The sequence below is a fragment of the Chromobacterium sp. CCUG 76385 genome (assembly GCF_059916625.1).
The window spans coordinates 42,825-67,762 of sequence record NZ_JAUCGU010000024.1; the positions used below are offsets into that span (position 1 = coordinate 42,825).

The 24,938-nt window shown below is 55.7% G+C and carries 20 protein-coding genes; 4 read left to right on the forward strand and 16 right to left on the reverse strand.

What is annotated here, in order from left to right:
• The first annotated feature begins 12 nt into the window (after positions 1–12).
• Positions 13–1,449: a S8 family peptidase gene (locus tag QUG01_RS14820; protein WP_500830825.1), complete on the forward strand. Its 1,437-nt coding sequence runs from the start codon at positions 13–15 to the stop codon at positions 1,447–1,449.
• Between the two features lie 58 nt (positions 1,450–1,507).
• Here QUG01_RS14820 and QUG01_RS14825 read toward each other — a convergent pair whose 3' ends face one another.
• On the reverse strand, positions 1,508–1,951 hold the full coding sequence (locus tag QUG01_RS14825; RefSeq protein WP_500830809.1) for an RES family NAD+ phosphorylase: 444 nt from the start codon (positions 1,949–1,951) through the stop codon (positions 1,508–1,510).
• Positions 1,948–2,412 (reverse strand): Xre family toxin-antitoxin system antitoxin, encoded by a 465-nt coding sequence (locus QUG01_RS14830; RefSeq protein WP_500830810.1) that lies wholly within the window; start codon positions 2,410–2,412, stop codon positions 1,948–1,950. The genes QUG01_RS14825 and QUG01_RS14830 overlap by 4 nt, the downstream gene beginning before the upstream one ends.
• Before the next feature lie 431 nt (positions 2,413–2,843).
• On the opposite strand from QUG01_RS14830, the gene QUG01_RS14835 reads away from it, so the two are divergent.
• From QUG01_RS14835 to QUG01_RS14845, 3 genes are all read left to right on the forward strand, one after another.
• On the forward strand, positions 2,844–3,341 hold the full coding sequence (locus tag QUG01_RS14835) for a DUF2867 domain-containing protein (protein ID WP_500830811.1): 498 nt from the start codon (positions 2,844–2,846) through the stop codon (positions 3,339–3,341).
• 413 nt (positions 3,342–3,754) lie between these two features.
• Positions 3,755–4,213 carry a ricin-type beta-trefoil lectin domain protein gene (locus QUG01_RS14840; protein ID WP_307912409.1) on the forward strand — a complete coding sequence of 153 codons (459 nt, stop codon included), beginning with the start codon at positions 3,755–3,757 and terminating at the stop codon, positions 4,211–4,213.
• Positions 4,214–4,279: 66 nt separating this feature from the next.
• Complete coding sequence (locus tag QUG01_RS14845; protein WP_500830812.1) at positions 4,280–4,735, forward strand: hypothetical protein; 456 nt, start codon at positions 4,280–4,282, stop codon at positions 4,733–4,735.
• A 142-nt stretch (positions 4,736–4,877) separates the two neighbouring features.
• Here the strand turns inward: QUG01_RS14845 and QUG01_RS14850 are convergent, their stop codons facing one another.
• From QUG01_RS14850 to QUG01_RS14915, 14 genes are all read right to left on the reverse strand, one after another.
• The gene (locus QUG01_RS14850; protein ID WP_500830813.1) at positions 4,878–5,597 is read right to left on the reverse strand and encodes a hypothetical protein; all 720 of its coding nucleotides are present in this window, start codon (positions 5,595–5,597) and stop codon (positions 4,878–4,880) included.
• A gap of 616 nt (positions 5,598–6,213) precedes the next feature.
• Complete coding sequence (locus QUG01_RS14855; protein ID WP_500830814.1) at positions 6,214–9,066, reverse strand: carbohydrate-binding protein; 2,853 nt, start codon at positions 9,064–9,066, stop codon at positions 6,214–6,216.
• A 362-nt stretch (positions 9,067–9,428) separates the two neighbouring features.
• Complete coding sequence (gene yjjJ, locus QUG01_RS14860; protein WP_500830815.1) at positions 9,429–10,772, reverse strand: type II toxin-antitoxin system HipA family toxin YjjJ; 1,344 nt, start codon at positions 10,770–10,772, stop codon at positions 9,429–9,431.
• A gap of 187 nt (positions 10,773–10,959) precedes the next feature.
• Complete coding sequence (locus QUG01_RS14865) at positions 10,960–12,168, reverse strand: M24 family metallopeptidase (RefSeq protein WP_500830816.1); 1,209 nt, start codon at positions 12,166–12,168, stop codon at positions 10,960–10,962.
• Between the two features lie 194 nt (positions 12,169–12,362).
• Positions 12,363–12,755: a DUF1484 family protein gene (locus QUG01_RS14870; protein WP_500830817.1), complete on the reverse strand. Its 393-nt coding sequence runs from the start codon at positions 12,753–12,755 to the stop codon at positions 12,363–12,365.
• A 75-nt stretch (positions 12,756–12,830) separates the two neighbouring features.
• On the reverse strand, positions 12,831–13,247 hold the full coding sequence (locus QUG01_RS14875) for a DUF1484 family protein (protein WP_106075384.1): 417 nt from the start codon (positions 13,245–13,247) through the stop codon (positions 12,831–12,833).
• A 274-nt stretch (positions 13,248–13,521) separates the two neighbouring features.
• Complete coding sequence (locus tag QUG01_RS14880; RefSeq protein ID WP_500830818.1) at positions 13,522–14,448, reverse strand: COG2958 family protein; 927 nt, start codon at positions 14,446–14,448, stop codon at positions 13,522–13,524.
• Between the two features lie 181 nt (positions 14,449–14,629).
• On the reverse strand, positions 14,630–16,249 hold the full coding sequence (locus QUG01_RS14885; RefSeq protein ID WP_500830819.1) for a type I restriction-modification system subunit M: 1,620 nt from the start codon (positions 16,247–16,249) through the stop codon (positions 14,630–14,632).
• A 96-nt stretch (positions 16,250–16,345) separates the two neighbouring features.
• On the reverse strand, positions 16,346–17,356 hold the full coding sequence (locus QUG01_RS14890; protein WP_500830820.1) for a virulence RhuM family protein: 1,011 nt from the start codon (positions 17,354–17,356) through the stop codon (positions 16,346–16,348).
• Positions 17,353–18,648 (reverse strand): AAA family ATPase, encoded by a 1,296-nt coding sequence (locus QUG01_RS14895; protein WP_500830821.1) that lies wholly within the window; start codon positions 18,646–18,648, stop codon positions 17,353–17,355. Before QUG01_RS14895 ends, QUG01_RS14890 begins: the two co-directional genes overlap by 4 nt.
• A complete protein-coding gene (locus QUG01_RS14900) occupies positions 18,645–19,904 on the reverse strand; it encodes a restriction endonuclease subunit S (RefSeq protein WP_500830822.1) in 1,260 nt (419 codons plus the stop codon). Before QUG01_RS14900 ends, QUG01_RS14895 begins: the two co-directional genes overlap by 4 nt.
• On the reverse strand, positions 19,894–22,917 hold the full coding sequence (locus tag QUG01_RS14905; RefSeq protein ID WP_500830823.1) for a type I restriction endonuclease subunit R: 3,024 nt from the start codon (positions 22,915–22,917) through the stop codon (positions 19,894–19,896). The genes QUG01_RS14900 and QUG01_RS14905 overlap by 11 nt, the downstream gene beginning before the upstream one ends.
• A gap of 657 nt (positions 22,918–23,574) precedes the next feature.
• Positions 23,575–24,456 (reverse strand): DUF5677 domain-containing protein, encoded by an 882-nt coding sequence (locus QUG01_RS14910; protein ID WP_141113193.1) that lies wholly within the window; start codon positions 24,454–24,456, stop codon positions 23,575–23,577.
• A 77-nt stretch (positions 24,457–24,533) separates the two neighbouring features.
• On the reverse strand, positions 24,534–24,938 hold a 405-nt coding region (locus QUG01_RS14915), incomplete at its 5' end, for a hypothetical protein (protein WP_500830824.1).

The window sequence follows — 24,938 nt, forward strand, 5'->3', positions numbered from 1 at the left end:
CTTTCCGTGAAAATGCAAAATCTGATTTCCAGCCTGCTGCTTGCCGGCCTCAGTGGCATGGTTGCTGCCGCGCCCAGCGGCCCAGAGGCTGCCGGCATCATCGTCAAGTACAAGCAGAGTTCGCAAACCCAATTGGCCAGACAGGCTGCCAGTCTGCCGCGTGGCCAGGCCTTGCCCGCCCGCCCATCCGATTTTTCCCAACGCACGCAGCAGGTGCAAAGCATTACCGGCCTGCCGCTGCAGTTCGATCACCAAATGGGTACCGGCGCTTATGTGTTCAACAGCGGCAAGCCGATGAGCGCCAGTCAAGCGCGGGCGTTGTCGCAACGCATCAAGCAGCAAGACCCATCGGTGGAGTACGCCGAACCGAATTTCATCAAAAAGGCCAATTTTGTTCCTCCCAGCCCTAACTACGCCGCGATGCAATGGGATATGCAGGACAGCGCCAGCCAGCCGGGATCGCTGAATCTACCGGCGGCATGGGATATCACCCAGGGGCAAGGCGTCACCGTGGCGGTGCTGGATACCGGCTACCGCCCGCATAAGGATCTGCTGCCGAGCTTGCTGCAGCCGGGTTATAACTTTGTTTCCTCTCCCGCCGAAGCGCGTTTGCCGATAGGACCGGATGGCAAGACGGCGCGTCAGGCCAATGCCCAGGATCAGGGCGATTGGCATGCCGATAACGAGTGCGGGCAAGGCGTGGCGGGGCAGCCCTCCTCCTGGCATGGCACCCATGTGGCCGGCACCATCGCGGCGGCGGGCGGCACCGGACAGGGGCTGACTGGCGTGGCGCCTCAGGCCAAGCTGCTGCCCTTGCGCGTGCTGGGCCGCTGCGGCGGCACCGATGCCGACATCGCCGACGCCATGCTGTGGGCGGTGGGCGGCTCGGTGCCCGGGTTGCCGGCCAATGCCAACCCCGCGCGCGTGATCAGCATGTCGTTGGGCGGCGCTCAACCCTGCACCCAGACCTATCGCGATGTGATCCAGCAGGTGGCGACGCGCAATGGCATTGTGGTGGTGGCGGCAGGCAACGCCATGCGCAATACCCGCGATTTTGCTCCGGCCAGTTGCCCGGGGGTGATAACGGTAGCGGCTAATGGCATGAATGGCGGCATCGCATCGTATTCCAACTATGGCGCAATGGTAGCCGTGACCGCGCCGGGTGGAGACTGGTTGGGCAAAGACCCGGGGATCATTTCCACTTTCAACGATGGCAAAACGACGCCAGGCAACGACAGCTATGGTCCGGATCGCGGCACCTCCATGGCTGCCCCGCATGTTTCCGGTCTGGTTGCGTTGATGCTGGCCGTCAATCCCAAACTGGATTGGCGTGCGACTCGTAACTTGCTGATTCAAACCTCGCGTACGCCGGCCGCGGCTTGCGAAGGCTGCTCCGCCGGACTGGTGGATGCCGCTGCGGCGGTGAAGGCGGCTCAGGCTTATCGCTGATTGTTGCGTCTGAAGAAGCAAACCGGCCCTGGCGGCCGGTTTTTTATTTTGGTTTGGCTCAAGGTTGCCGCAGCCGCGTGTCCAGCGGCGCGTCTATCAGCTGCAGGATACGGCAGCGCGCCGCATCCGGGTGCTGCGGATTCAGCAGCAAGTTGTAGCCATCCATCACCAGGGCGCTGGGCACCCGCAGCAGCGCGCTGGGCGACTGCGCCAGCCAATCGTCGCCCATCGTGCGGGTTTCCTCCTGCCGGGCGCGCCAGTCCGGCGGCAGTGCAGCCGGGTCCAGGTCCAGCAGGCTGTTGTCAGGCAGCTCCACCTTCAACAACTGAAAACTGGCAGGCAGCCGGCGCAATTCGCTATGCACCAGCATTTCCAGCATGGCGCTGGCGGCATGGTCCGCCAGATAGACGATGGGCCGGCCGGCGTGGTGCCAGCGGCCGTCGGCGCGCAAGCCGCCCAGTCCGTTCAGGTCCGCGTAATGGCTGATGCGCCAGCCAATCACGCGACGTAGCCTTCGTCTATCTGGATCAACAGGTTTTCCACCAGCCGCGCGCCCTGCTCGGTTTGCGCCATTTCCAGCGGGCTGGCGTTGTCGAAGCGCCGCAGCGGCTGGCGCAGCCAGCCGGTAGCTTCCTCGGCCAGGACTTGTTGCGCCAGCGCCAGCAGGCTGGCGATGCGTACGCCGCGCTCGGATTCGTCGCGGCTGAGTTTTTCGTGTTTCTTGATGCGATGGGACAGCGTGCGCGCCGGAATCACAAACTCAAGCTCCTTGCGCGTCAGGCCTTGGCCGGTCAGCTGCTCGATCAGCCCAGTATCTGCGCCGTTGGCGACGTAACGCGCTACTTCCAGGTCGGATTGCAGCGGCTGGCCGATGATGCGGGACAAGCGGGCAAACCGCAGCGCCGGGCCGCTCGGTTGTTCCGGCAGCGCAGGGGACGAAGGTCTGAACAAGGGTTGTGACATGGCGGCCTCCATAGGCAATTGCCTATTTAGTATCGGCATTTTGCCAAAATGACGCAAGCGGGAAAGCCGGGTGAAGGAAAGGACGGATGATGTCATCTCCTCCAAACCACGATAGACGAAGCAATGGCAAATTAGGGGCTGTTGACGTTTGCTGAGCGGTCGCGCCGGAGCGCATTTCGCGACGAATCGAGGCGTTTCGCACGCCGCATAGTCATTCTCTGCCAGTGCGGAACAACGAAGAGTCGTCGCGAAAGGCGCCCGGCCCTGCGGGTTTGGCCGCTTTTGGCCGGATGCGGCGTTGCGCAGCCCTGGCATAGAATGCTATGCGGCGGACTGCGCGCCTTGCATCCGGCCAAAATCGGCGCAAACGCGATCCACGCAGCAAACGTCAACAGCCCCTAGCCTCATTCCATTGTTCTGAGCGACCCGTCATGACGCGCAATGAGTTTGAGGACATCCCTCTGTTGAGGCGCGAGGCCGGGCGCTATCCCTGGCAGGATATCTGCAGCCTGCCGCAGCCAGATGCCAGCAAACTGCTGCTTGCCTTCTCCGTTGCCATGCCGCTATGGGCGCAATGGCTGATGCGCCTGCGCGACCGGCTGGTGTCGCCGCAGGGATTGAAGACTGCAGATATGGCGATGCGGCGCGCCGAGGGGCCTTTCCATATCGGCCAACAACTAGGGGTATTCGGCATCCTGTACTTGGGCGAGCATGCCGTGGTGTTGGGGCAGGATGATTGCCATCTGGATTTCCGGCTGGTGCTGCAATGGCAGCCTGGATGGCTGCGCATCGCCACCCTGGTGCGGCCGCACAATCTATTGGGCCGCGGCTATCTCGCCTGGGTGACGCCTTGGCACCACCTGATTGCCGGCGCATCTGGTAGGCGGATGGCAGCGGCATTGCAGTCTGAGAGAAGCTTGGCCGCATGATTAGGCCAAGTGCCGATTATTGCGAGCGAGGTTGAAATGGATCAATCCATAAACCATGGTTAGACGCAAGGCGCACCAAAGTTGACAGTGAGATTGAGATTCAGAAATATGCAATATGTACTTCTTTGAAATATATCCATTTAAGTTTACGCCGTGCTTTTTGTTCAAATGATTTTGTCGGATTCTGGCTGATAATATAATCGGCTGGATGGAAGTAGTTGTTTGAATGGTCTATATTCAAAGAAAATTAGGTGTTTGTACCTGGCTTGCCTATTTGTCTGATTTAAAAGGGTTTTTATTTTGCCAAGCATTTTTTGGTATAAGCTTAGAGTGAATAAGCTTGATTGAGAGAAATCCTCTGCTATAGCTACAAGGCCAGTAAATTGCTGGCTCAAAATTGAGGGTATCTAAAAATGGCTTTCTCTTCTTTCCCCTATTTCCTTACCTACAGCCAAAATACCGCCATGGGCATCACTGCCAATGACTCGATGAGCGGCTCCCAACTGTCGCTGCGCCAAATCCAAGGCAACTTCCTGTCCCTGTTCAACATCGATTTTGAAAATGGCGTGTTTGGTCTGGCCACCAGCGGCAACCAACTGGTGCTGGATGTCAGCGAATTGGCCAGCGGCAAGCCGCTGGTGCTGAAGCCGTACAACTCGGCTTCCATGACCCAACGTTGGGATTTCTACACCCGCCCGGGTTTCATCCTGAATCGTCAGAACCCCAATCTGGTGATCGATAACCAGAACCGCGGCGGCAATGGCAGCATGATCTGGCTGTATGAATTCAACGCCTCGCCGGCTCAGCAATGGGCATTCAAGCCGTTGACTTCGGCCCAGCGCTCGGAACTGCTGTTCGCTGAACAAGCTTAATTCCAAGCATTTGTACTGGGAGTGGGGCCGCTGGCTCCCTCCCAGTTTTTCGTCAGGGAGGTATGGATGTCCTTCACCAGTGTCCCATTCTTTATTACGTATGCCGAAAATCCGGAATTAGCGCTGAGCGCCGAAGATTCCATGAAAGGCGCGCCAGTGGTGCTGAAGCCGCTGCAGGGAAACATGTTGTCCCTGTTCAACGTAGACTTTGTCAGTGGCTTGTTTGGGCTGGCCACCAGCGGCAATCAGTTGGTGATAGGCACAATGCAAATCGAATTAGGCGCGCCGTTGAATATGCAGCTGTTGAACGATGCGGAAAAAGATAAACAGCGCTGGGATATATTCTCCACTCCAGGCAATATCGTCAGTTACGCCGACCCTACGCTGGCCATTGGCCCGCGCGCCAGAACCGATAAATTGTGCCCGCTGGAATTGACCGAGCTGGATTTCGACCACTATCCGAAGTGGATACTGCGCCCCTTCACCGCAGTACAGGCTAAAACTCCCGCAAGTTGCGCCTGAGGTAAGCGGTTGCAGGGGGCATGTCGGCTATGCGCAGGTTTGCCAGCTGCTTATGACTTTGTCGTGCAGAATAAGAAAAGCCAGCCCAGCCTGATGGCGGGACTGGCTTTTGTGCATGCTATGTATGGCAGTTTTGTGGGTCTTAATGCGCTCTGGCGGCCCTGCTGTTTTGGCGCGGTTGCCACAAGCGTGTCCAGCGGTCTGTCAGCAGGGATCGGATAGCATGCAATACGCAAGCGGTGTTGACCGGCACCAGCGTCAGCAAGCCATGGCCGAAGACATAGCCAGGGTTGCGCCGCAAGTAGAATTGCGCCGCCTGGTGCGGAATTGCCGCCCATTTTCTCTGGTCGGCTTCGTCGTCGCGAGTGCGCCAACCCACATGCACCACGCCAGGTTGCGCGTTAGCCACCGGTTGCAGCCGGAAGGCTTGGGTGAGGTGGGCCGCGATGCGTTGGTAGCGGCTGTCATCCGGGTAACGCGCGCTGGGCCAGACCTGGCGCGCGTACTTGCTCAGCAGCATGAAGCTGGAGGGATGAACCAGCGCGCCCAGGTAATAGATTTTGCGCAGCGGCTGGCGCAAACGGTAGCCCAGCAGCTGGCTAATCACAAACGGCGCGTTGCGATTGCCGCGGCGGTATTCCCGCTTTAGCCCGGCCTCCATGCGAATGATGGTGACGGCCTGGCCTTCCATCTGTTCTTCAAAGAAATGCATGGCGCAATAGCCGACGATATTTTCTTGCTGGTCACGGTGCAGCAAGATGCGGGTGTGAGGCGCGCTGGACTTGACCACATAATTGGCAAAATCCGGTTTGCTGACGCCATCGAAGATTTCTGCATGAATAGGATATAAATCCTCTATCAAATTATCTTGATTCTCCTGGCTGAGTGCGGCTGGGTCAATAATAATAGACCTTCCGAGTTTAGACATATTAGCCCCGCTTTATCCTGGATAAGATATTTGCAATATCTCCATCCTCCTTTTATTGCCAGAATCTGGCTTTGTTTGGGCGCCAATATAATGTGGGGTGGCGGTGGCTGAAACAGGGCGATAGAACAGTATGCAATCAGGAAATAGATTGATCCATGGTTGTTCTGCTTGCGACGAATATCTTTATCTGGATTTTTGATAGCCTGATTTTGAATAGTCTAAGATGAGGTAAGTCGATGCATGAAATAAAAAATCAATATTTCGCTAATTTATTTTTAATGTTTTCGGTTTGGATTTAATAAATTGTGGAAGAGATGTAATAAGCGCAATATATTAATGTAGCGCGTATGGTGGGTGGCGAGATTGTCTATGTGGAGAGGGCGGTTTTATCCGGCTGGTCAAGACAAACGTATGGGATGCGACAGCTGAGCCGTGTTCTGGCTATCCCAAATAAAGAAGCCCACTCAGCCATCTGGCCGAATGGGCTGTTTCGCATGGGCATCGTAAGTCAGCGCTAAGCGCAGTCAGTCACTGAGCCTGGCTATACCAATTAAGGCGCTAGGCGAATATGGAAGTGATGGTTATGGTTTACCGTTGGCACGATCTTGGACGATTTGTTTGCCCAGGGCCCCAAGATGTTGTTGGGCGCCTTGGCGCCGGGCAACGGAATGTGGGTTCCATCTGGGAAGCGCCCCTCAAGTAGCGGTCGAGCAAACCACGCTTTGTCTCCTACATAAATTTTACGCAGTTGCGAGCCCAGTCGGGTTTCCAGAGCATTGAGTTGGTTGCGATTCGAGTTGACCCAGTTTACCAAGCGGTTCAAGTTGGGCTGCGAAGTCGAGCCAGCCTTGACTTCCGCTTTGGCCGCGTCCACTACGCGCGCGATTTCCGCGCCATCGTTGTCGCCGCGCATTGGACTATCCCAGCGGCCGTTTTCGTCCCAGTAGCGCAAGTCCGCATCGTAGCCGCCTTTATGTGTACTGTGGGCACCCATAGCCTTGCCGGAAGCATCCTGCCAACCGTGCTCGCCAGATATATCACCCAACAAAGGAAGCATGGGAGGCGTGCGCAGCAGGTTGAGCATGTCGTTGCGCAGCCAGCCATCGCCACCTGTTGCATCATCGCGAGGGCCATAGCGGCGGCTTTCCGGCATGCTGAACACATTGCGTATTTCAAACAGCAGCTGGAACGAGTCTTTACGGGTCAGCGGGAATATCATTGCCTGCGGCAGCGTGCTGTTCTCAACACCGTCTTTTTCCGTATATAGCGTGGCTTCCAGCTGGGCAAGGCCGTAAACGGGTTGCAGCGGCAAGGGTTGGGGAGCTGCGTAGCTGACTTTCAGCAGGCCTGGACGGGTTTGGGAGAACGAGGCATTTTTTGTCAAAGGCACGCGCTTGCCGTCATACAGCAAATCCAGTCCAACTTTGTGAACGGGCGTATCCGCCGGGCTATATGCGATTTCCATGTTCCAAGGGCGCTTGATGCCGAATTGCTGGCCTAGTTGGGTAGGCAGGCTTACGTTGTACAGCTGGTTGCCGCCACGCGAGTCGTCGCGCCACAGCCCATTTTTGTATTCGACTTTGTCTATGGAAAAGAGCTCGCCCTGAATTTGGACATGGACATTAGTCGACACCATGCTATCCCCTATGTTGACTGCCGAGGCGCCGATACGGCACAAGGCCGGAGTGGCGCGCTTAGGGTCTAGAGATAGGTTATGACTGAATTGCCGTTCGGCTGCATTGGTGTGGCTATCGTTTACCTGTCCTGCCTGATTGTATTGCTGGCTTGCGCATGTCCACCAGTAGCGCCAGGAGTCATTGAACCTGTTCCCAGGTATCGAGCTGTAGTTTGGGTATTCATTGGTATAGACCGTGGCCTGGATGTTGATTTTGTTGATGCCAACAGGTATGGAAACTTCTTTTTCCTGCTGTATCGTGACGTTTTCCCAAGCACTGGCCACATTGACTGAGCCCAAGCCTGGGCTTTGGATGGGGCGTGGCGGCCTGGCAACCTTTTGGGTGCTTGCGATTGACGGGCGCCTGAACGGACGATTGCCCAGCCCCAGCGGCTGGATTTTAATTTTTGCCGCACTGTTGGGCTGCGTCAGCTCCAGCGGTACAAATATGGTTTGACCGGCTTGTTTCACCAAAAAGAGCGCATTGGCTGAATGGCGTTCATGGGGATCGATCAGCTCTACCAGGTAGTTGTCGATCGGAACAGTCCCAAAATCAAATGCCCCATCAGCAGACAGGCGGCTGGCCCAGCTCAGCCTATTGCCAAAGCCGCGTAGCACTACAATGGCGTCTTGCAGTTCCGCCGCCACCTGCGCGTTATTTTGCTTTAACTGGCCGTGGATGCGGTTGCTGGCGTAGTAAAAGTAAAACGAGTGGTTGAAGCTGCTCCCTTGGCTATCCGTGCCGGACAGGTAAAGCTCGTGTTGCCGTCCGGGGAGAAGCAGCGGTAGCAGCTTGGTGGTGTGCAGTGTGATTTGGCCGTTGCTTTGCAGCGAGATTTGATCGTTTAGGTCAAATGCTTCATTGCCATTGTCCAGGGTGGCGTGCAATGAGGCCAGGCGACGGTTGCTGGGAGATTGCAAGGCGATGGTTTGCGGCTTTGTCTGATCCGAGAGTAGGACGCCCAGCGTGGTGGCGGATGGCAGAATGGAGAGATCGGAAACGTCGCCCATTTTGCCTGTTTCGTCCGGCTCCAGCATTGCCCCATGATTAGGACCTGTTAGCGTCAGTTGGTCGAAACTTGCCAGATATTGCTGTTGCCGCCCTTGTACTCGCAGCGTGATCTTTTCCTGCCTACCTGTGTCCGGCCCGCTGATGACATTGATCTTGCTGCCGCTTTGCGGGAGGGCGGAAAGCACGGTGGGGCCTGATATCTGCTCAATCTTCAGCGCCGTATCGCCCGCTGGCAAATGAAAACTGTATAGGCTGGCTGGGCTGGCCATTTCCTCCAGCGTGAGCCTCATCACCTGGCAGGCACCCCCCACTTTCCATAAGGACGGAGCCTGGGCCGGATTCCAGTTGGCGTCGCTTCGGGCCAAATGATTGGTACGGGCGGTGTAAAGCAGGTTCTGATATGTCGCCACCTCTCTAGCCAGATAGATCTGGCCCTCGCGCCAGTTTGCGCCGCAGGGGGGCGGCATGGCATTAGCGCATTGGCCGCCAAGACGCCAAAGGGAGGGGGCATCTACCGGATTCCAGTTTGAACCGGCGGGCGCCGCATGATCGCGCAAGGCGGTAAAGGCGCGTGACAGATACAGCACCTGTTCGCCCTGGCGGTAGGTAGCCGCTGCTTTCCAGTTTGGGCAATCTTGGGTGCTGGCTGCATGAACATTGCAGAACACGATCCACGCTGAGACGGCCAACGTAAATCGCTTGCCTAGAGTTTTCATAATGAGCTCCTGAGCGAATAGGATTTATGTTTTTGGCATTAACTGCGAGGCGATGGTAGAAGAGGTGTGAGCTGGCTGGCGTCTGGCCCAAAGAAGGGAATGGCAAAAAGGGCAGATGGCTGATGCCGACTGATATGACGCTACAGGTCTGTCAGTCTTGTTGGGTATATGGGCAATGCGCCACGCCAGTACTGCATGTAATGGCTTGATGCCAGCGCTCGTACTGAGGCAGCTGTGAAACTGGTGGGATTGTATGCGGTTTGCGTATTCACTCTGGCTGCGTGATTTGGGTATCCGTAACTAGCGGCTGTTGACTTCTGCTGCGTGGGTCGCGTTTGCGCTTCGTACTTTATCTCAGCACGCTACCCCAGGCGCTTGATCTGCCTCTCTGCCTCATCCAGCCACGCCTGCTGTCGCCTTGCTATCTGGGCAAAGGATGGTGTGATGCGCTCATCTTTTTCCACCAAGTCCCAGAACGCACGCGCCAACGGAACCATCGCGCTCCAAACGTCCGCTTGTGGCAAGGTGGTTAACCGAAATGGCGGCAGCTCGTTTTGAAACGCACCGCCAGGCTGGGGCGATAGCGCCATGGGCAGCATGTCGTAGATGGGCGCCAGCGAAAGGGGCAGCGGCCCCTCATGGAAGCAGGCGATGTTGCCCAGGTGCATGTCGGTGTTGCCGATCAGCCGGCCAAATGTAAAAAGGGCGCAAGCCTGCTGGTGGGCCTCTGCCGTGATGATGTGCCGTTTGCTGCGCGGGGAGACGGCCCTGGTCAGCGCCAGCGTCACCTCCGGCCATGTCCCGTTGCCCATGCCCACAAACTCCGCATCCAGGGTTGCAAACGAAACCAGGCCATGTCTGCCGCCCTGCGGGGTGCGGTCAAAGCGGGTAACCTGCAGGAAACGCTGGCCTCCCGCATCCAGCACGGCGCTTTCGGCCGCAGCCATGCCAGACCGATTCAGCAGGGTCAACGCGATGTGCTCGGCGGCCAGCAGGTCGCGCCATCGCTCGCTGACGGCGTTGTCCTGCGCGGCGGAAAATTTGACGATGACGCTTTGCCCATCCACCACCGCCGTGAACTTTGGCTGTTCGCCGGCTGCGCTGGAGCCGGGCGCTTCGCCGGCGGTGGCCTGCTGGGCCAGGAGGGGGAAGCGGGCGGCTCGCTCAGTGGCGGGGATATCCTCTGGCCTGCAGGCAAGCCATTCGGCGCGGCTGTTGTCGCCCACCAGCAGGTTGCCGGGCATATCGTGCTCGCCGGATGCCAAGGCAATCAGCACGGCATCGTCGTCCCAGGTGAGCAGATCGTCCGATAGGCCAAGGTTGCCGGCGTTTCTTCTTGCCCATGCGCGCCCCAGGAAGCCCTGCGGCCTCATGTCGTTTAGCCACCAGGGCAGTCCTGCGTACACGCTGGCATCGCCGTCTTCCCTATCCACCACAAAGCCGCCGTGCACCGGATAGAGGGTGCCAACAGGCTGCACCGTTCCCTCCGGGGAGACCCGATAAATGGGGAACTGGGATTGGCCCGCCACCGGCCGGATGCCGTAGTAGCGCGCCTGCCGTGTGCGGCCGACGCGCACGATGGTAAGGCCCAGCCGCGCCTTCATGGCTCTGGACAGCGTAGGCTGGCTGATGCCAAGGCGCGTCTGCAGTTCACTGGCGGACGCGGGGCCTGATCTCAGTAGAGATTCAATACTCAATGCTGCCATGCCAATGAATGGAAAATGAATGTAATCTGAATCTAATAATAGCCATTAAGATATTGATAAATCAATGATCTAGCGCTTTCATGGCGCAATGGATGAATGCAAAGCATGATCCCGCGTGGACAAAGCTGATGGATGCGCCCCGCCCACCCTGCATCCGCAGGGTGGGCGGTTTTACGCTTAAGTTGGCTTAGGCAGATACCGCCTTGCGCACAAAGTAGCCCTGGGCGCGGGAGAGGGGGCGCCGGCTTTGCAGGGTGAGGGCTTTGAGGCTGGTGGGGGCGTCCAGCGTGAGGCAGCGGGCGCCGTTGGCGGTGATGACGTAGGTGTCGGAGTGGCGGTAGCCGCCTTCTTTATCGAGATACAGGCCGGGTTCTATCGATACCACCATGCCGGCGCGCAGCACGTCGTCGCTGCCTTCCGCCAGCCACGGGCCTTCGTGGTTGGACAGGCCCAGGCCGTGGCCGGTGCGGTGCAGGCGGATGTGCCAGTCGGCAAAGCCTTGTTCGGACAAAAAGCTGTTTACCGCCTGATCAATCACCTCGCAGGGCGCGCCGGGGCGCAGCAGGGATTCCGCCAGGCTGCGGGCGCGGCACATCAACTTGAAGCGGTCCTGCGCTTCTGCCGTGGGCGGACGGGTGAAGAAGGTGCGTTCGCACTCGGCGGTGTAGCCGTCCAGCCGCACCACGCAAATCACCACATGTGGTCCGCCTTGCAGCCTTTGGCCAAGGCGGGGGATGGCGTGGGGCTGGGCGCTAAGCGGCGCCGGCCATGGCGCCAGCAGCACCTTGGTGCATAGCGGATCAAAGTGTTGTTCGTGCTGGATGATGGCGCGCAGCAGGCGCGGGCCCAGGGCATAGCCTTCCGCCACGGACATGCCATCATAAGCGCGTGTCAGCAGCCGGTTTACCCCTTCCGCCGCGTAAGCTGCGGCGCGTTCCAGCCGGGCAATCTCCCAGTCCGACTTTACCAGCCGCACCCGGTCCAGCGCGGCGCAGGCGCGGCCGCCCATTGCTTGCAGCGCCGTGGCCAGCTGCCACGGCGCGTTGGCGTCAAAGGCAAACTCCGACGGCAACAGCGGCAACAGCCGCGCCTGCCAGTCTTCGCCCTTGGGGGCCGGGTATTCCCGGTAGCTGTGGATGTCCGGCCACTCCACGCCCCAGGCCGATTGCAGGTGGGCAAACTCCAGCTGCGGCACCAGCAGATGGCGGCGGCCGCTTTCTACCTCCAGCAGCAGGAAAAAGGGCCGCTCCAGCGGCTCAAAGCTGAGCCCGGACAAGTAATACAGGCTGTCCGTGCTGAGGGCCAGGTAATGGCGGATGCCCGCCTCGCGCAGCTGCTGGCGCAGCGCGTGGTCACGCCGGGCCATTTCCTCAAAATGCGTGGAATCGTAAATCATTTTGTTGCCTCCTCTGTAATACGCCACGTGTTCCGGTTGCACAGGCCGCGTGGCGGTTTGAGCATGCATGACTTGAGCATAGGGCGCGGCAAGCGGGAGAGGCGGCCAGCCATGGCGCAGCGGGCGCCGTTCCGGCCCCAAAACCGGCCTGAACTGGCCCAATGGCCTGGCGGGCTTGCCTTTTCCGGCCGCTTTTACTGCGTCATTTCCAGCTGATAACGCGCCCGCAGCAGCTGCTGGTAAAGCGGCATCAGCAGGCTGTACAGCTGGCGGGCCGGCAGGGCGGTTTTGTTGGCCAGGCGCAGCCTGTCCAGCAGGGATTGCAGATGGTTGGTGGCGTGGGCCAGGGTGTGGGCGCTTTCCTCCATGGTTTCATCCAGCTGGGCAAACAGCCTGGCCAGCCGGGCCACCGGCAGGCGCAGGTCCGCATGGGCGGGCTTGGCCAGCAGCGGCTGCAGCAGGGCAAAGGTTTGGTTCAGCTCTGCCAGCGGCAAGGCGCAAGCGGGCAGGGGGCGGCCGCCCTGCCAGCGGGCGCGGGCAAAGGCGCGGCGGCGCAGGCGGAGCGAGGGCGTCAATACGCGGCACATGGCGCATCCTCCGGAAAGAAGGACAAGAGAAAAAAGCCGGGCCCGCACCGGGCCGGCCCGGCCAGCGTGGGTGGCTTACAGCACCTTGCTCAGGTAGCCAAGCGAGGCGGTGATCTGCTTATCCACCGGCTGCAGCAGCTCCTTCAGCCGGCTGGAAGGCAGGCGGATGTCCTCACCCAGGCAAGACAGCAGGTCCAGCAAAGCCTGCAGGCCCAGCTGGCTTTGCGCCAGCAGGCAAACAGACTCCACCACCGCGTGCTCGATCTCTCGACACAGGTGGGCCAGCTGGGCAGCCGGCGCGCGCAGGTCTGCATGGTCTGGCTGGGACAGCAGCACTTGCAGCGCTTCAAACGCCGCATGCAGCTGGGCCATGGCCAACAGGCTGGCGTGGCTAGGGTGGGTAGACATCCCGGAATGGACCAGCCAGCGCTGGCGGGACGACGTGGAGTGGGGTACGGCAAAGTGAGACGCACTGCGGGAAATGCTTGTCATGGTAAGGCTCTCCGAGATTTAGGTGCTCACCTGCATCTCCGACGCCAATCGGGGGGTGGCAGGCACAAGGCGGGATTGGCGTTACCGGAATCTCGGAACCGGCGCATCTAGGATGCTCCCACCAAGGCCCGCCATAATTGCGCGCAGCAATGGTGTGAGGACTGGAGCTTTCGCTGCAGTCCGCCGAGATTCGTCGGGACGCCAATCCCGGTGCCGCTATTGAACGGCACGAGGTCAATTATCCGGTGGGGGGATCAGGCTGGCAAGGCTGGGATTAACACTTATTCCAGTCTTGTGGCCGTAGGCGGCCGGTTTGGTAGTAGGTGGAGACCAGTTCTACGAATTCCCGCATGTCTTCGTTTTCTTCCACCAGTCGGTGGACCGATTGCCAGTCGACATCCTGACGGGCGCGGGCAGGGACAACGATCTCGCTTTCGCTGGGGTTGCTGCTGTCCAGCACGATGACGCCTATACCGTGCAGTGCGGATAGCATGCGCAATTCGTCTTCTGTGTCTTTGCCGACGATGCCGGTGCAAACCAGGTAGCCTTCATTGGCCCAACTGGCGTTGCTGACGGCCTGGAAGAAGGACTTGCGTACATTGCCCCGGGTCAGGTCTTTCTTTACTTCAAAAGCCCACAGCCGCACGCTTTGGCCGCCACCGTGCAGCACGCAGCTACGCACCAATTCGTGCCAGTCTTTAGCCACTGGTTGCATGGCCACCAGGTCAGGGTGCAGCCAATGGTTGCCGCCACTGCCGCGCTGGTTGCGTGAGCGTTTTTCGTCTACACGCAGGCCATACAAGGACAGTTCGGTTTGCAGATATTGCATCAGTAGCGGATACAGCTGGTGTTCGCTTAGATCGGCCTGTTCGGCCATTGGGCTGTCGTCTTCGTCTTCTTCAATTACCGTTTCCGCCACCGCATTCGTGGCTTCATACCAGTACACCCGTGGCCGAGGTTTGTCTTGCCAGCGTATCCGGCTATCCGCGCCGATGATGGCATCTTTCTGCGCGCCAATCTCTGCCACCACTTGGGAGAGAAAGGCCTTGTCGTTGGCAAAGCGCGGGTTGCTGCGCTTGTCGGCGTAGTCTTCCGGGTATTGATTCACGATGGCGCTGGCAATCTGGCGGGCAGTGAAACGCTGGCCGGGATGACTGCGCAACAGCTGGGCGACTTTTTGGGATTGGGACAGGCGGCTCATGTCAATGATCTAAACATGCGAGAGCGCAATGATACAGGATGTAATACGGCTTACGCATGATTGCCATGCTATTCAGTTTCTTGTTCTGCAACAGTAGTCGGAAAAAAGCCAAGCTACGATAGTTTGGCTTATTCGTTCCTGTTCCACATCTGGTAGCAACTATATCCAGCTACGCAAACCCTTAAGGCAATAACGGCAGCCCCAATTCCTTGAGGAAGGCATTGTGCTTGGCCTTGGCCTTAGCAATCTCTTGCTCGATATCGACAAGTGTCTGATTTACCACTTTTAGGTCGACTTCTTCTTCAGCTACTGCCGTGCTGATGTAGCGGGAGATATTCAGGTTGAAGTCGTTCTTCTCAATCTCCGCCATCTCAACCCTGCGGGCGTAGCGCTCGATAGGCTTTTCTGGCCGTTGCTGGTAGGTGTCGATAATTTTTGCGATGTGCTCATCGGTCAGCTGGTTCTGGCGTTTGCCTTTCACAAAGTGCTCGGCGGCGTTGATGAAAAGCACGTCGTCGGGCTTCTTGCACTTTTTCAGCACCAGGATGCAGACCGGAATGCCGGTGGAGTAGAACAGATTGGCAGGCAAGCCGATGACGGTGTCGATGTGGCCGTCCTTGAGCAGCTTGGTGCGGATGCGTTCCTCGGCACCACCCCGGAACAGCACGCCGTGCGGCAGGATAATGGTCATCACTCCTTCGTCTTTGAGGTAGTGGAAGCCATGCAGCAGGAAGGCAAAGTCGGCAGCGGACTTGGGCGCGAGGCCATGGTTTTTGAAGCGCACGTCGTCTGCCAGCGCGTCGGTCGGTTCCCAGCGGTAGCTGAAAGGCGGGTTCGCAACGATGGCGTCAAAGCTCGGCCTTTTGGCCGGATTCTGCTCGCGCATCATGTCCCACTCGTTGAGCAGGGTGTCGCCGTGGAAGATCTCGAACTCCGTGTCCTTTACGCCGTGCAACAGCATATTCATGCGTGCCAGGTTGTAGGTGGTGATGTTCTTTTCCTGGCCGAAGATTTTGCCGATGGTGCCACCCGCCTTGGCCACCTTCTTGCGCACGTTGAGCAACAGCGAACCGGAGCCGCAAGCAAAGTCCATCACGCTTTCCAGCCGCTTCTTGGTACCGGTTTTGGGTTCCTGGCTGTCCAGCGTGACGATGGCGGAGAGAATGTCGGATATCTGCTGCGGGGTGTAGAACTCGCCCGCTTTTTTGCCCGACCCGGCGGCAAACTGGCCGATCAGATATTCATAGGCATCGCCCAATGCGTCGATATCGGTGGAGAATTCCGCCAGCCCTTCGGCAATCTTCTGGATGATGGTGCAAAGCTTGGCGTTGCGGTCTTCGTAAGTTTTGCCAAGCTTGGGAGAGGAGAGGTCAATCTCTGAGAACAAGCCCTGGAAAGTGCTCTCAAACGATTCTGTCTCGATATATTTAAAACCATCCTGCAGCCTGCTCAACAAATACTTGCTCTGAGTGCGTGCCAGATTGGCAATACTATTCCACAGGTGTTCAGGCCGGATGACGTAATGCACCTTGCGGCGCATCTGCTTTTCAAACGCAGGAATATCACTCTCATTGGCGTCATACCAGCGCGCCAGCGGCACCTGGCACCCATATTCGTCCTCTTTCGGATAGTCCCGCCCCAGCTCCTTCTTCGCCGCCGTCTCGTAGTTGTCGGAGAGATAGCGCAGGAAGAGGAAGGACAGCATGTAGTCGCGGAAGTCGTCCGCATCCATCGACCCGCGTAGTTGGTCGGCGATGCTCCAAAGGGTGTTGCCCAGTTGTTTTTGGTTTTGTTCAGTCATGGTGTGTTTTCGTCGAATTCTTTGGATGGGCGCTGTGGATGGCTATGTGCCTGTTCCAGATGGCCTTGATGTCTGAGTGGCAATAAGCCAGTTCGCTCATGGCTTTGCTCGCCTTTTCAAGGCATTCTCCAGCGCCTTTAGATCGATCTCGTCTTGCTGGTCGGCAGCAATGGCTTCCTGCCGTTTGCGGTTCTGGTCAAACTGGAGGTATAGCTCACCGGTGCGTGCTTCCATCTGCTCATGGCTGATGGTGCCGGCGTGGGTGAGCAGTGGAAAGCCGTTAGAGGTGATGATCTGATCGACGTTCTGTTTCCAGAAGGCCATGCGCGTCTCTTGCTTGCTCTTGGCCCGCAGTTCGGCGGTTTCCAGAAAGATCACCACCAGCCGGTTCAGGGTATCGACCTCGTCCTCGGTCAAATAGTTTTTGGCCACCACGATATCGGCCTTACGTACCTTGTTACCCTTCCAGGAAAGCAGGCCGAAATTTGAATCAGCCGGATTGGCGCGGGCGGTGATCAGTTCGGCGGCGGTCTGTTGCGTCACGGCGTAGATCAACAGGTTCTGCACGGTGGCGAAGAAAACCTGCGTGGCCTTGTCCGTTTTGTCGTAGTCGCTGGAAAGCGCAAACAGATCGCGCACCTTCTGGTAAAAGCGCTTCTCGGAGGCCCGGATGTCCCGAATGCGCGCCAGCATCTCGTCGAAATAGTCCGGGCGGCCATCCGGGTTCTTCAGCCGCTCGTCGTCCATCACAAAGCCCTTGGTCAGGTACTCTTTCAGGACGGTAGAAGCCCAGCGGCGGAACTGAACCCCACGCGGCGAGCGCACGCGATAGCCGACGGCGAGAATGGCATCGAGGTTGTAGAGCGTGACGGGGCGCTGTACTTCTCGCCCTCCTTCGGTTTGAACTACCGAGGATTCCTCGGTAGTTGCCTCTCGACGCAGTTCACCATCCTCGAAGATATTCTTGAGGTGCAGCCCAATATTGTCCGTGCTTACGTCAAAGAGCTGAGCCATTTCCCGCTGCGTCAGCCAGACGGTTTGCTCCTGCGCCCGCAGCTTGATCTGGCAGCGGCCGTCTTCGGTGGTGTAGAGAATGAGATCGGTCATGGTGTTGGTGCCTGCGCAGGTGACTCGGCAATTGGTGCTACCAGAGTGGGAGCCCCCGTGGCTGTGCTTTGTGCAACTGGAAACAGTGCAGGATTAAAAGGGTAGTCCTTCAGGAAACCGTAAAGGATGGTGCGGAAATAGTCTCGTGTTTCTTCGCCCATCTCCTTCGGTTCATACAGCGAATATTTTCCGTGGCTAAGGAGGTCGATGAATCGCTGGTGAAGAATGCCTTCGGCATCTCTGGGGTCTTTCTTAATGCAAGCAGAAAAATGCCCGTAACCGTGAAACACGGCAGCCTTTTCCAGAACTGATCTCAGCGTGTTGAAGTGGTACGTATAGATCTTGTCGTTCTGCGCGGCCTCATAAAGCTCTACCAGTGATGCAACGTGGTGGAAGAACGGAGTGTCAGATTTTTGCCGATGCAACTTGTAGCCACCACCGGTTCGATCCCTGTTGAGACAATATTGCGGAAAGTCCCGCGTGTTGAGTAAATTCTTGATCTCGTTGCTCAGCACATTGAAAAACAAAATGTGGTGCGTGGAGATGACAGTCTTGAGCTGGTTCGGCGTCTCGCGGTATAGCTGCGCCAGATGACTGGCGACTATGATGGCGTTGTGTTCATCGAGCGAGGAAATCGGATCGTCGATGTAGATGTATCTGACCCATCTGTAGGGTCCGTTGCCGTCGTCATCCATCGCCAGACGGACAATGGCGAGGAAAAAGCACCAGATAAATATGTTCTCCTCGCCCCGCGAAATTTTGATGTTGTCTACGGTAGAGGTCGTCTCTCCAACCATCACTTCGCGCGAGAAACGCACAATCCGGTCATCCCGGATGAACTTGCCCTGCTCATCCTTTACCGGGATTGTATCCAGCCGGAAATCGAAGTCCGCGTAACGCTGCAACAGCGGACGAATCCGGGTATCCATCTCCAGCTCTTCAAGCCCAGCGAAGAATCTGGACGATGGATGAAGGACTAAATAACGTTCGCTGTCCCCATCGAGATCGTTGTGCCATGTAAACAAGTCTTCAGTGTAGGCATTGAAGTAAAGCGTATCACGCTGTATGACCTCGGCCTCAATTGCTTCACCCGCCTCCGTTTCCAGCGACTCTCCCACCTCATTCGCCAGCGTATCTGTGGTCGATTTTTTGCCGAGGTCTTTGAAAGTTGTAGATAGTCGGGTCTTACCTGTTCCGTTGTAGGCATAGAGGAGAACAAACTTCTTGACATCCAATTGCTGTCGAAAGTAGACAGCTAAGCTATTCAAATCTTCATAGGAATTCGAGTTCATGCCTCAAGCTCCTCCGGGGATGGGAACAGCAGTTGCATCAAGCCCTTTTTGTGGGTCTTGAGGGCTTCGAGCTTTTGGGTCTCGGCGGTGATCAAGGCGTCGAGACTTCTCAGGCATGAGGCGATGCGTTGTTGTTCATTCTCCGTTGGTGGAAACGGAAGTCTGATGCGCCCAAGCTGATTTAGTGAGAGGACCGTTTGTGATGTTCCAACACTATATTTACCGATCATGCAAGAGAATGCTGATAGCAACTCAATCAGGAACTTGTTTGAACCATCAATGAATCGAAACACAGGGTAATAGACACTCACGATTCCGAAAATTCCAAGGTTATTTTCATTGAAAAAGAACTGACGGTCATCGCTTCGGCTTCGATACGTTATGTAATTTGGTGGAATTATATTAAATCCAATATTGTCGCGCTCAGTGATTCGGTCATTGTCGTAGTATTCACGCTGCCTGACCAAACCACTGCGAGCTGATGTCAGCACTTCGTGCTCATCTTGAATGGTTGATTTACCTCTGAATTCTTCAATGAGGGTTCCCAATAGCTTATCCTCCCACTCTCCGGTATTTTGGGATTTGGGGAAGCGGAGGCGGGGTTGGGTTTCACCTTCGCGGGGGAAAAGCTGCTGCATCAGCCCTTTTTTATGGGTCTTGAGCGCGTCCACTTTTCGCGCTTGCGCGGCGATCAACACGTCTACTGAACTCAGGCAGTCGGCGATTTTTTGTTGTTCGGCTGGGCAGGGAAGAGCGACTGAGAACGAGAGAAAAGTTTCGGCATGAATGCGTCTGGCCTTTCTACTTCCATCGGCAGTTTCACCCAATCGTTCATAAAAGTCTCTGCGCTTGACATATTCCAAAAGGAACACGGGGTTGAGCCCGTCAGCAATGTCAAAGCATGGCAAATCGACAGTTGACTCAAAGTTGTCCAAGCTGAGCGGAATGATGCCAAAAGCTTGATTCAGAAAATCAAGTTTGCTGTAGATGAACTGTCCTGCTTTGCGTCGGAAATACTGGGTGTTGATGCTGCCTTGAATGGCTTCGTTCTTCTCGAAAACTCCGTTTCCCCAAAGTTTGACAGTAATTTTCTTCGCGACGTTGCCCTTGCTTCCCGGCAGTCGACTTTCAGTCAGGAATTCGCCAAGCTGTTTTTCTTTCCACCCCTCCGCACCCCGAAACTCCGGAAACCGCAGCTTGGGCACCAGCGCGCGCGTTGCCTCATCCGTTGTGGTGGTTTTGTTCTTACTGCTCATACGCACTGAGTCCTGAAATATCGCGGCCACCGGCGCGCTTGGTGAGAAGTGGGTGGAGGTCTTCCATCAGGGCGAGTTCTGCCTGGGTGCGGGCTTTCCAGCCGAGGTCTAGCGGGGTCATCAGATCGCTGAGCTGTTCGCCATCGAAGATCATGCGGTCGAGGATGCCGTCGACAAAGCTTTGTAGGGCGGCAGTGTCCAGACCGTGTTTGGCGGCAATAGCGCTGAGTTCCTTGGCATTCTGCTCGGCCTTGAAGCGGGTATAGCCATCTTTGATGGCGGCTTCGGAGAGTCCCTCGCCAGCGGTGAGTGTGCCGATGTAGTTGGCAATATCTTCGCGTTCATTGATGAACTTGGCATCGGCGCTGATAACGCCGATGAGTTCCTCGCGGCTCATCTTGGCCTTGCCCGGCTCCTTGGCCGAGTAGTTGGCGATAAGGCCCATGATGTAGTCGTAGTCGATAACGGCGGACGCGAAGAGGACGAACTCGAAGTCGAGTTGGTCCAGCGGGTCTTCGGTGGAGTCGTCCTTACCGGCGGTCTTGCTTTGCTGATCTCTGAGCTGCTTGGCGGTTTCCAGGTACTGGCCCTTGAATCCACGCAGGCGGTCATTGGGCAGTACCTGTTCGATGGCGGCTTTGTTGTCTTCGCTGAGATCGGTGTACTGGTCAAGCTGGGTTTTGAGCCGTTGCACTTCCTTGAAGTGGGTGACGAAGGCCGCGCGGGCGGCGTCGCCCTTCAGGTTAGCCACCTCGGAAGGCGTGCAGGCCAAGCCCTGGGATTTCATAAAGTCATCCAGCTTTTGCACAGCGGTTTCCAGCTTCTGGATGATGATGGGGGCTTTGTCTACCAGCCAGATTTCCCGCACCTGATCGGCGGTCTTCTCTCCGCTAAAAAGAGCAATGGCGGCATCGACAGACCCCTGCTGCTGGCGGAAGTCGAGGATGTTGCCGTAGGGCTTGGTGCCGTTAAGCACGCGGTTGGTGCGCGAGAAGGCCTGGATCAAACCATGGTGCTTGAGGTTCTTGTCCACGTAGAGCGTGTTCAGGAACTTGGAGTCGAAACCGGTGAGCAGCATGTCCACCACGATGGTGATGTCTATCTTCTGCGCGGCTGGGTAGTCGGAGTTGGGCCACTGCTGGTCTTTGATGCGCTTTTGCACATCCTGGTAGTAGAGGTCGAACTCGCTCAAGCGGTGGTTGGTGCCATAGCGGGCGTTGTAATCGGCCAGGATGGTCTTGAGTGCGGCTTTTTTGCCCTCTGGGTCTTCTTCGTTGTCCGCCTGTTCCTGTGGCAGGTCTTCCTGGATCTGCTTCACATCTGAGTCGCCCTCGGCAGGCGGGGAGAAGACGCAGGCGATGTTTAGCGGCTTGAAATCCGGATCAGCAGCTTGTTTCTCCGCCTGCATGGTCTTGAACAGCGTGTGGTATTCGATGGCGTCATTGATGGACGCGGTGGCGAGGATGGCGTTGAAGCGGCGCCCAGCCGTGGCGGCATCATGCTTGGCAAGGATGGCTTCAATGACGGCCTTCTTGGCGATGGCTTCGCCGGGCTTGGGCGGCTTTTTGCCTTCGGGTTTGAAGTAATCGATGTGGAAGCGCAGGACATTGCCGTCCTCGATGGCGTTGGTGATGGTGTAAGCGTGGAGCCGCTTGTGGAAGAGCTCTTCGGTGGTCTGATACGTGGCCACCTCGCCGTCGATTTTGATGCGAGTGGCGTTGCCATCTTCTCCACCAAATATCGGTGTGCCAGTGAAGCCGAACAGCTGTGCCTTCGGGAAGAACGCCTTGATGGCCTTGTGATTGTCGCCAAACTGAGAGCGGTGGCATTCATCAAAGATGAAGACGATGCGCTTGTCCTGTAGCGCTTCGAGCTGTTCCTTGTAGGTGGCCTGGCCGTTCTTGCTGCGCTGCTTGTTGCGCTTGCTGTTTTCGTCCAGCGCGAGACCCAGCTTCTGGATAGTGGTGACAATGACCTTGTCTGCGTAATCCTCTGACAGCAAGCGGCGCACCAGGGCTGCGGTGTTGGTGTTTTCTTCAACGCAACCTTCCTGGAACCGGTTGAATTCCTCCCGCGTCTGGCGGTCGAGATCTTTGCGGTCCACGACGAACAGACACTTGTAGATGTGCTCGTTTTCCTTCAGTAGCGTTGAGGCTTTGAAGGAGGTGAGCGTTTTGCCGCTACCCGTGGTGTGCCAGATAAAGCCGTTACCGTTGTTTTCGTCGATGCATTTGATGATGTGCTGCACGGCATAGACTTGGTAGGGGCGCATGACCATGAGCTTCTGCTCGCCCGCGAGCAGCACCATGTAACGGCTGATGGTGCGGCCGAGGTCGCATTTTTTCAGAAAATGCTCGGCAAACTCGTCCAGTTGGGTGATCTTGCGGTTGTCTTCATTTGCAAACTCATAGATGGGCAGAAAGCGCTCGTCGGCATTAAAAGCGAAGTGACGGGCGTTGTTGTTGGCGAAGTAATAAGTGCGGTCACGGTTGCTGACGATGAACAACTGCATGAAGCACAGTAGCGTCTTGGTGTAACCGTTGCCGGGGTCGTTCTTGTATTCGACGATCTGTTCCATGGCCCGGCGTGGATTGACACCCAGGGTTTTCAGCTCGATTTGCACGCAGGGCACGCCGTTGATGAGTAGGATCACATCGTAACGGTGGTGGCTGTTGTCGGTGTTGATACGCAGCTGGTGGATGACCTCGAAGTGGTTTTTGCACCAGTCCTTGATGTTCACCAGCGTGTAGTTCAGCGGCGTGCCGTCGTCGCGGGTGAAGGCGTTGATGCTGCGCAGGGTCTTGGCGGCGGTGTAGACATCCGGGGTAACGATTTCATCCAATAGCCGGGCGAACTCGGTGTCGGTCAGCGTGACTCGGTTGAGGTCTTGGAACCTCTCGCGAAAGTTCTTTTCCAGCGCGGCGCGATCAATTATGTCTGGGCGTGCGATGTACTTGAGCTCACTGAGCTTGGCGATGAAATCGTGCTCGATCTGACGTTCATGCGTGTTCATTGTGTCTATTTCTGTGCTCAATATTCGTGAATTCTATAGATTTCGCGCTGATCTGACACCCCTATGCCGTGTGCAATCCATGGTGGGCTGCACGCGGTGGTAGGACGATATTGTGCATTGGGTCACTGCCGTGTGGGCCGTTAATGCTGACAGTGCGCCGTTTGAATTTTACGCATGGTGCTGCTGGTCACCATCCGCTGGGTTGCTGCGCAAATAGAAAAAGCGGCCACTCGGCCGCTTTAAATTTAATGTTTAAAATTAATAATTTATTTTTGTAGGGTGCCAAAGGTTATGAAATTTTAGCTATTGATTTGTAATGAGTTTTTCACTTTTCTTGGCATGCCTTGAAGACCTCTTGCCACAGTTACTGCAAAAATCCAATATTTTTGTCACGGATAGTGCAATTTTCTATTAGTGGCCTACAGGCTCTTACCGTGATTGATAACAGAGTCTGTGGATGCTGTCGAAGCGTGTGGAGTGAATCCTGCCTAATAGCCTGCTACTCGATGCATATAGGCATTACAGCGGTCGCTGCAGGAATTACTATTGAGATTAGTGCTTGATACCGCTATGCTAATCTCCGTGCGATTAAGTTAACCGCTCAGTTTGTGTAAAATGGGAAAGCACAATTTTGGGCTATTTCTTATGAGACTATCTTTAATCTTTTATTATTGATGTTTCCCTTGCCCACTTTGAATCTAATTCATGTTGTTCGTATATTGGTATGAGCTCTGAGCGTACATCTTCTAGTTCATTTTCTAATATCGGATCAGCAATAATTTCTGAAGCATAGCTAAGTGCTTCCCATTGCAGCACAGCTGAACAAATAAGCAGATAAATAGCATAGCTTTGTTTTTCTTTAATTATTCCATCGAAATATTCATCGGCATTTTTATCATGTAAGAATGTGCCTATGAAAATATTTATTATATCCTCTCCTAGTAAGTGTACTGAGTCAGATGCAGGGGAAAAAATATTATTGTACCCCCCCTCGAAGCCAATTTTTTTAAATTTTTCAAGAGAGCTATTCGGCCAAGCTTCATATGGACTCTGTGTTAAATCTCCTAAAAGCTGCTCTCTCAATAACATAGTTTTGTACCTGTCACGAGATGCTCCTAGAGAAGATTCGTTTTTGTTTCTAATTAGAAACTCTTCCCACTTTTTGGCGGATTTTTTCCCTTTTTCTATATAATATTTTAATAACCCCTTTGCTCTAGAGTGTTTTTCTCCTTGGGCAATGTAAATAAAATTTACGCTCATTTCAACTGATATTCTAGAGATTGCCTCTACTGCTGTGTGTCTTTTCATTAGGCATGCATGATAAGCAACCTCATTCATTTCCTCTATAGTTTTTAAGAAGTATCTGAGCTGAATTCTTTTTATTTTTGGGGAGAATTTAGGGTGAGTCTCTATGCAAATTTTCTGTGAGATTATGCGTAATTTTTCTAAGGTTGTTTTAAGAATATTGATATGCTTTATATGGTTTTCGTGTAATTTATTCACACCCTCAAGAGAGGGGAATCGTTTTTCTTTTGGCATAGTTAAAATTTTCTATTGTAATTTAGATTGATTGAGTATTTGTTTTGTCGGATGGCATTTATTTTAATAGGGGTAATTTATAGGCGCTGGCTATTAATTTTTGCGGATATGTTCCGGCCCTGAATTGCATGGTGTACTTCACATAGGATACGGTACTCAGAGAAAAATTCTGCGAAAGCGGCATGTAAATTTTTTGCCCAAATAAGGCGTTCTTCCTCTCGAGCAAAAAAATTTTGTATTTCATTTATATTGTCACGTAGGTGAAAAATATCATTGCGTAATGCTCTAAGCGCCTGGTAGTGCGGTTTCATCATTTTCCCAATGATGTCTGTTTTGGGTATTAATTCCAGAAAATCACTTGGACGATTTGTCTCAAGCATTTTACGCATACTAAGCTTTTGAAAAGCTATGTCCCAATTGTAAGTTGGTAGCCTCTCCCCACCGCTTCCTGCAAACAATGCACAGGTTGTATCTGCTGATGA

Excerpts from the sequence above, each read along its gene's own strand:
- QUG01_RS14840 (WP_307912409.1), top strand. The coding sequence starts at position 3,755 with ATGGCTTTCTCTTCTTTCCCCTATTTCCTTACCTACAGCCAAAATACC.
- QUG01_RS14910 (WP_141113193.1), bottom strand. The coding sequence starts at position 24,456 with ATGCCAAAAGAAAAACGATTCCCCTCTCTTGAGGGTGTGAATAAATTA.
- QUG01_RS14880 (WP_500830818.1), bottom strand. The coding sequence starts at position 14,448 with ATGAGCCGCCTGTCCCAATCCCAAAAAGTCGCCCAGCTGTTGCGCAGT.
- QUG01_RS14835 (WP_500830811.1), top strand. The coding sequence starts at position 2,844 with ATGACGCGCAATGAGTTTGAGGACATCCCTCTGTTGAGGCGCGAGGCC.
- yjjJ (WP_500830815.1), bottom strand. The coding sequence starts at position 10,772 with ATGGCAGCATTGAGTATTGAATCTCTACTGAGATCAGGCCCCGCGTCC.
- QUG01_RS14820 (WP_500830825.1), top strand. The coding sequence starts at position 13 with ATGCAAAATCTGATTTCCAGCCTGCTGCTTGCCGGCCTCAGTGGCATG.
- QUG01_RS14885 (WP_500830819.1), bottom strand. The coding sequence starts at position 16,249 with ATGACTGAACAAAACCAAAAACAACTGGGCAACACCCTTTGGAGCATC.
- QUG01_RS14870 (WP_500830817.1), bottom strand. The coding sequence starts at position 12,755 with ATGTGCCGCGTATTGACGCCCTCGCTCCGCCTGCGCCGCCGCGCCTTT.
- QUG01_RS14875 (WP_106075384.1), bottom strand. The coding sequence starts at position 13,247 with ATGACAAGCATTTCCCGCAGTGCGTCTCACTTTGCCGTACCCCACTCC.
- QUG01_RS14845 (WP_500830812.1), top strand. The coding sequence starts at position 4,280 with ATGTCCTTCACCAGTGTCCCATTCTTTATTACGTATGCCGAAAATCCG.
- QUG01_RS14890 (WP_500830820.1), bottom strand. The coding sequence starts at position 17,356 with ATGACCGATCTCATTCTCTACACCACCGAAGACGGCCGCTGCCAGATC.
- QUG01_RS14830 (WP_500830810.1), bottom strand. The coding sequence starts at position 2,412 with ATGTCACAACCCTTGTTCAGACCTTCGTCCCCTGCGCTGCCGGAACAA.
- QUG01_RS14905 (WP_500830823.1), bottom strand. The coding sequence starts at position 22,917 with ATGAACACGCATGAACGTCAGATCGAGCACGATTTCATCGCCAAGCTC.
- QUG01_RS14900 (WP_500830822.1), bottom strand. The coding sequence starts at position 19,904 with ATGAGCAGTAAGAACAAAACCACCACAACGGATGAGGCAACGCGCGCG.
- QUG01_RS14865 (WP_500830816.1), bottom strand. The coding sequence starts at position 12,168 with ATGATTTACGATTCCACGCATTTTGAGGAAATGGCCCGGCGTGACCAC.
- QUG01_RS14895 (WP_500830821.1), bottom strand. The coding sequence starts at position 18,648 with ATGAACTCGAATTCCTATGAAGATTTGAATAGCTTAGCTGTCTACTTT.
- QUG01_RS14855 (WP_500830814.1), bottom strand. The coding sequence starts at position 9,066 with ATGAAAACTCTAGGCAAGCGATTTACGTTGGCCGTCTCAGCGTGGATC.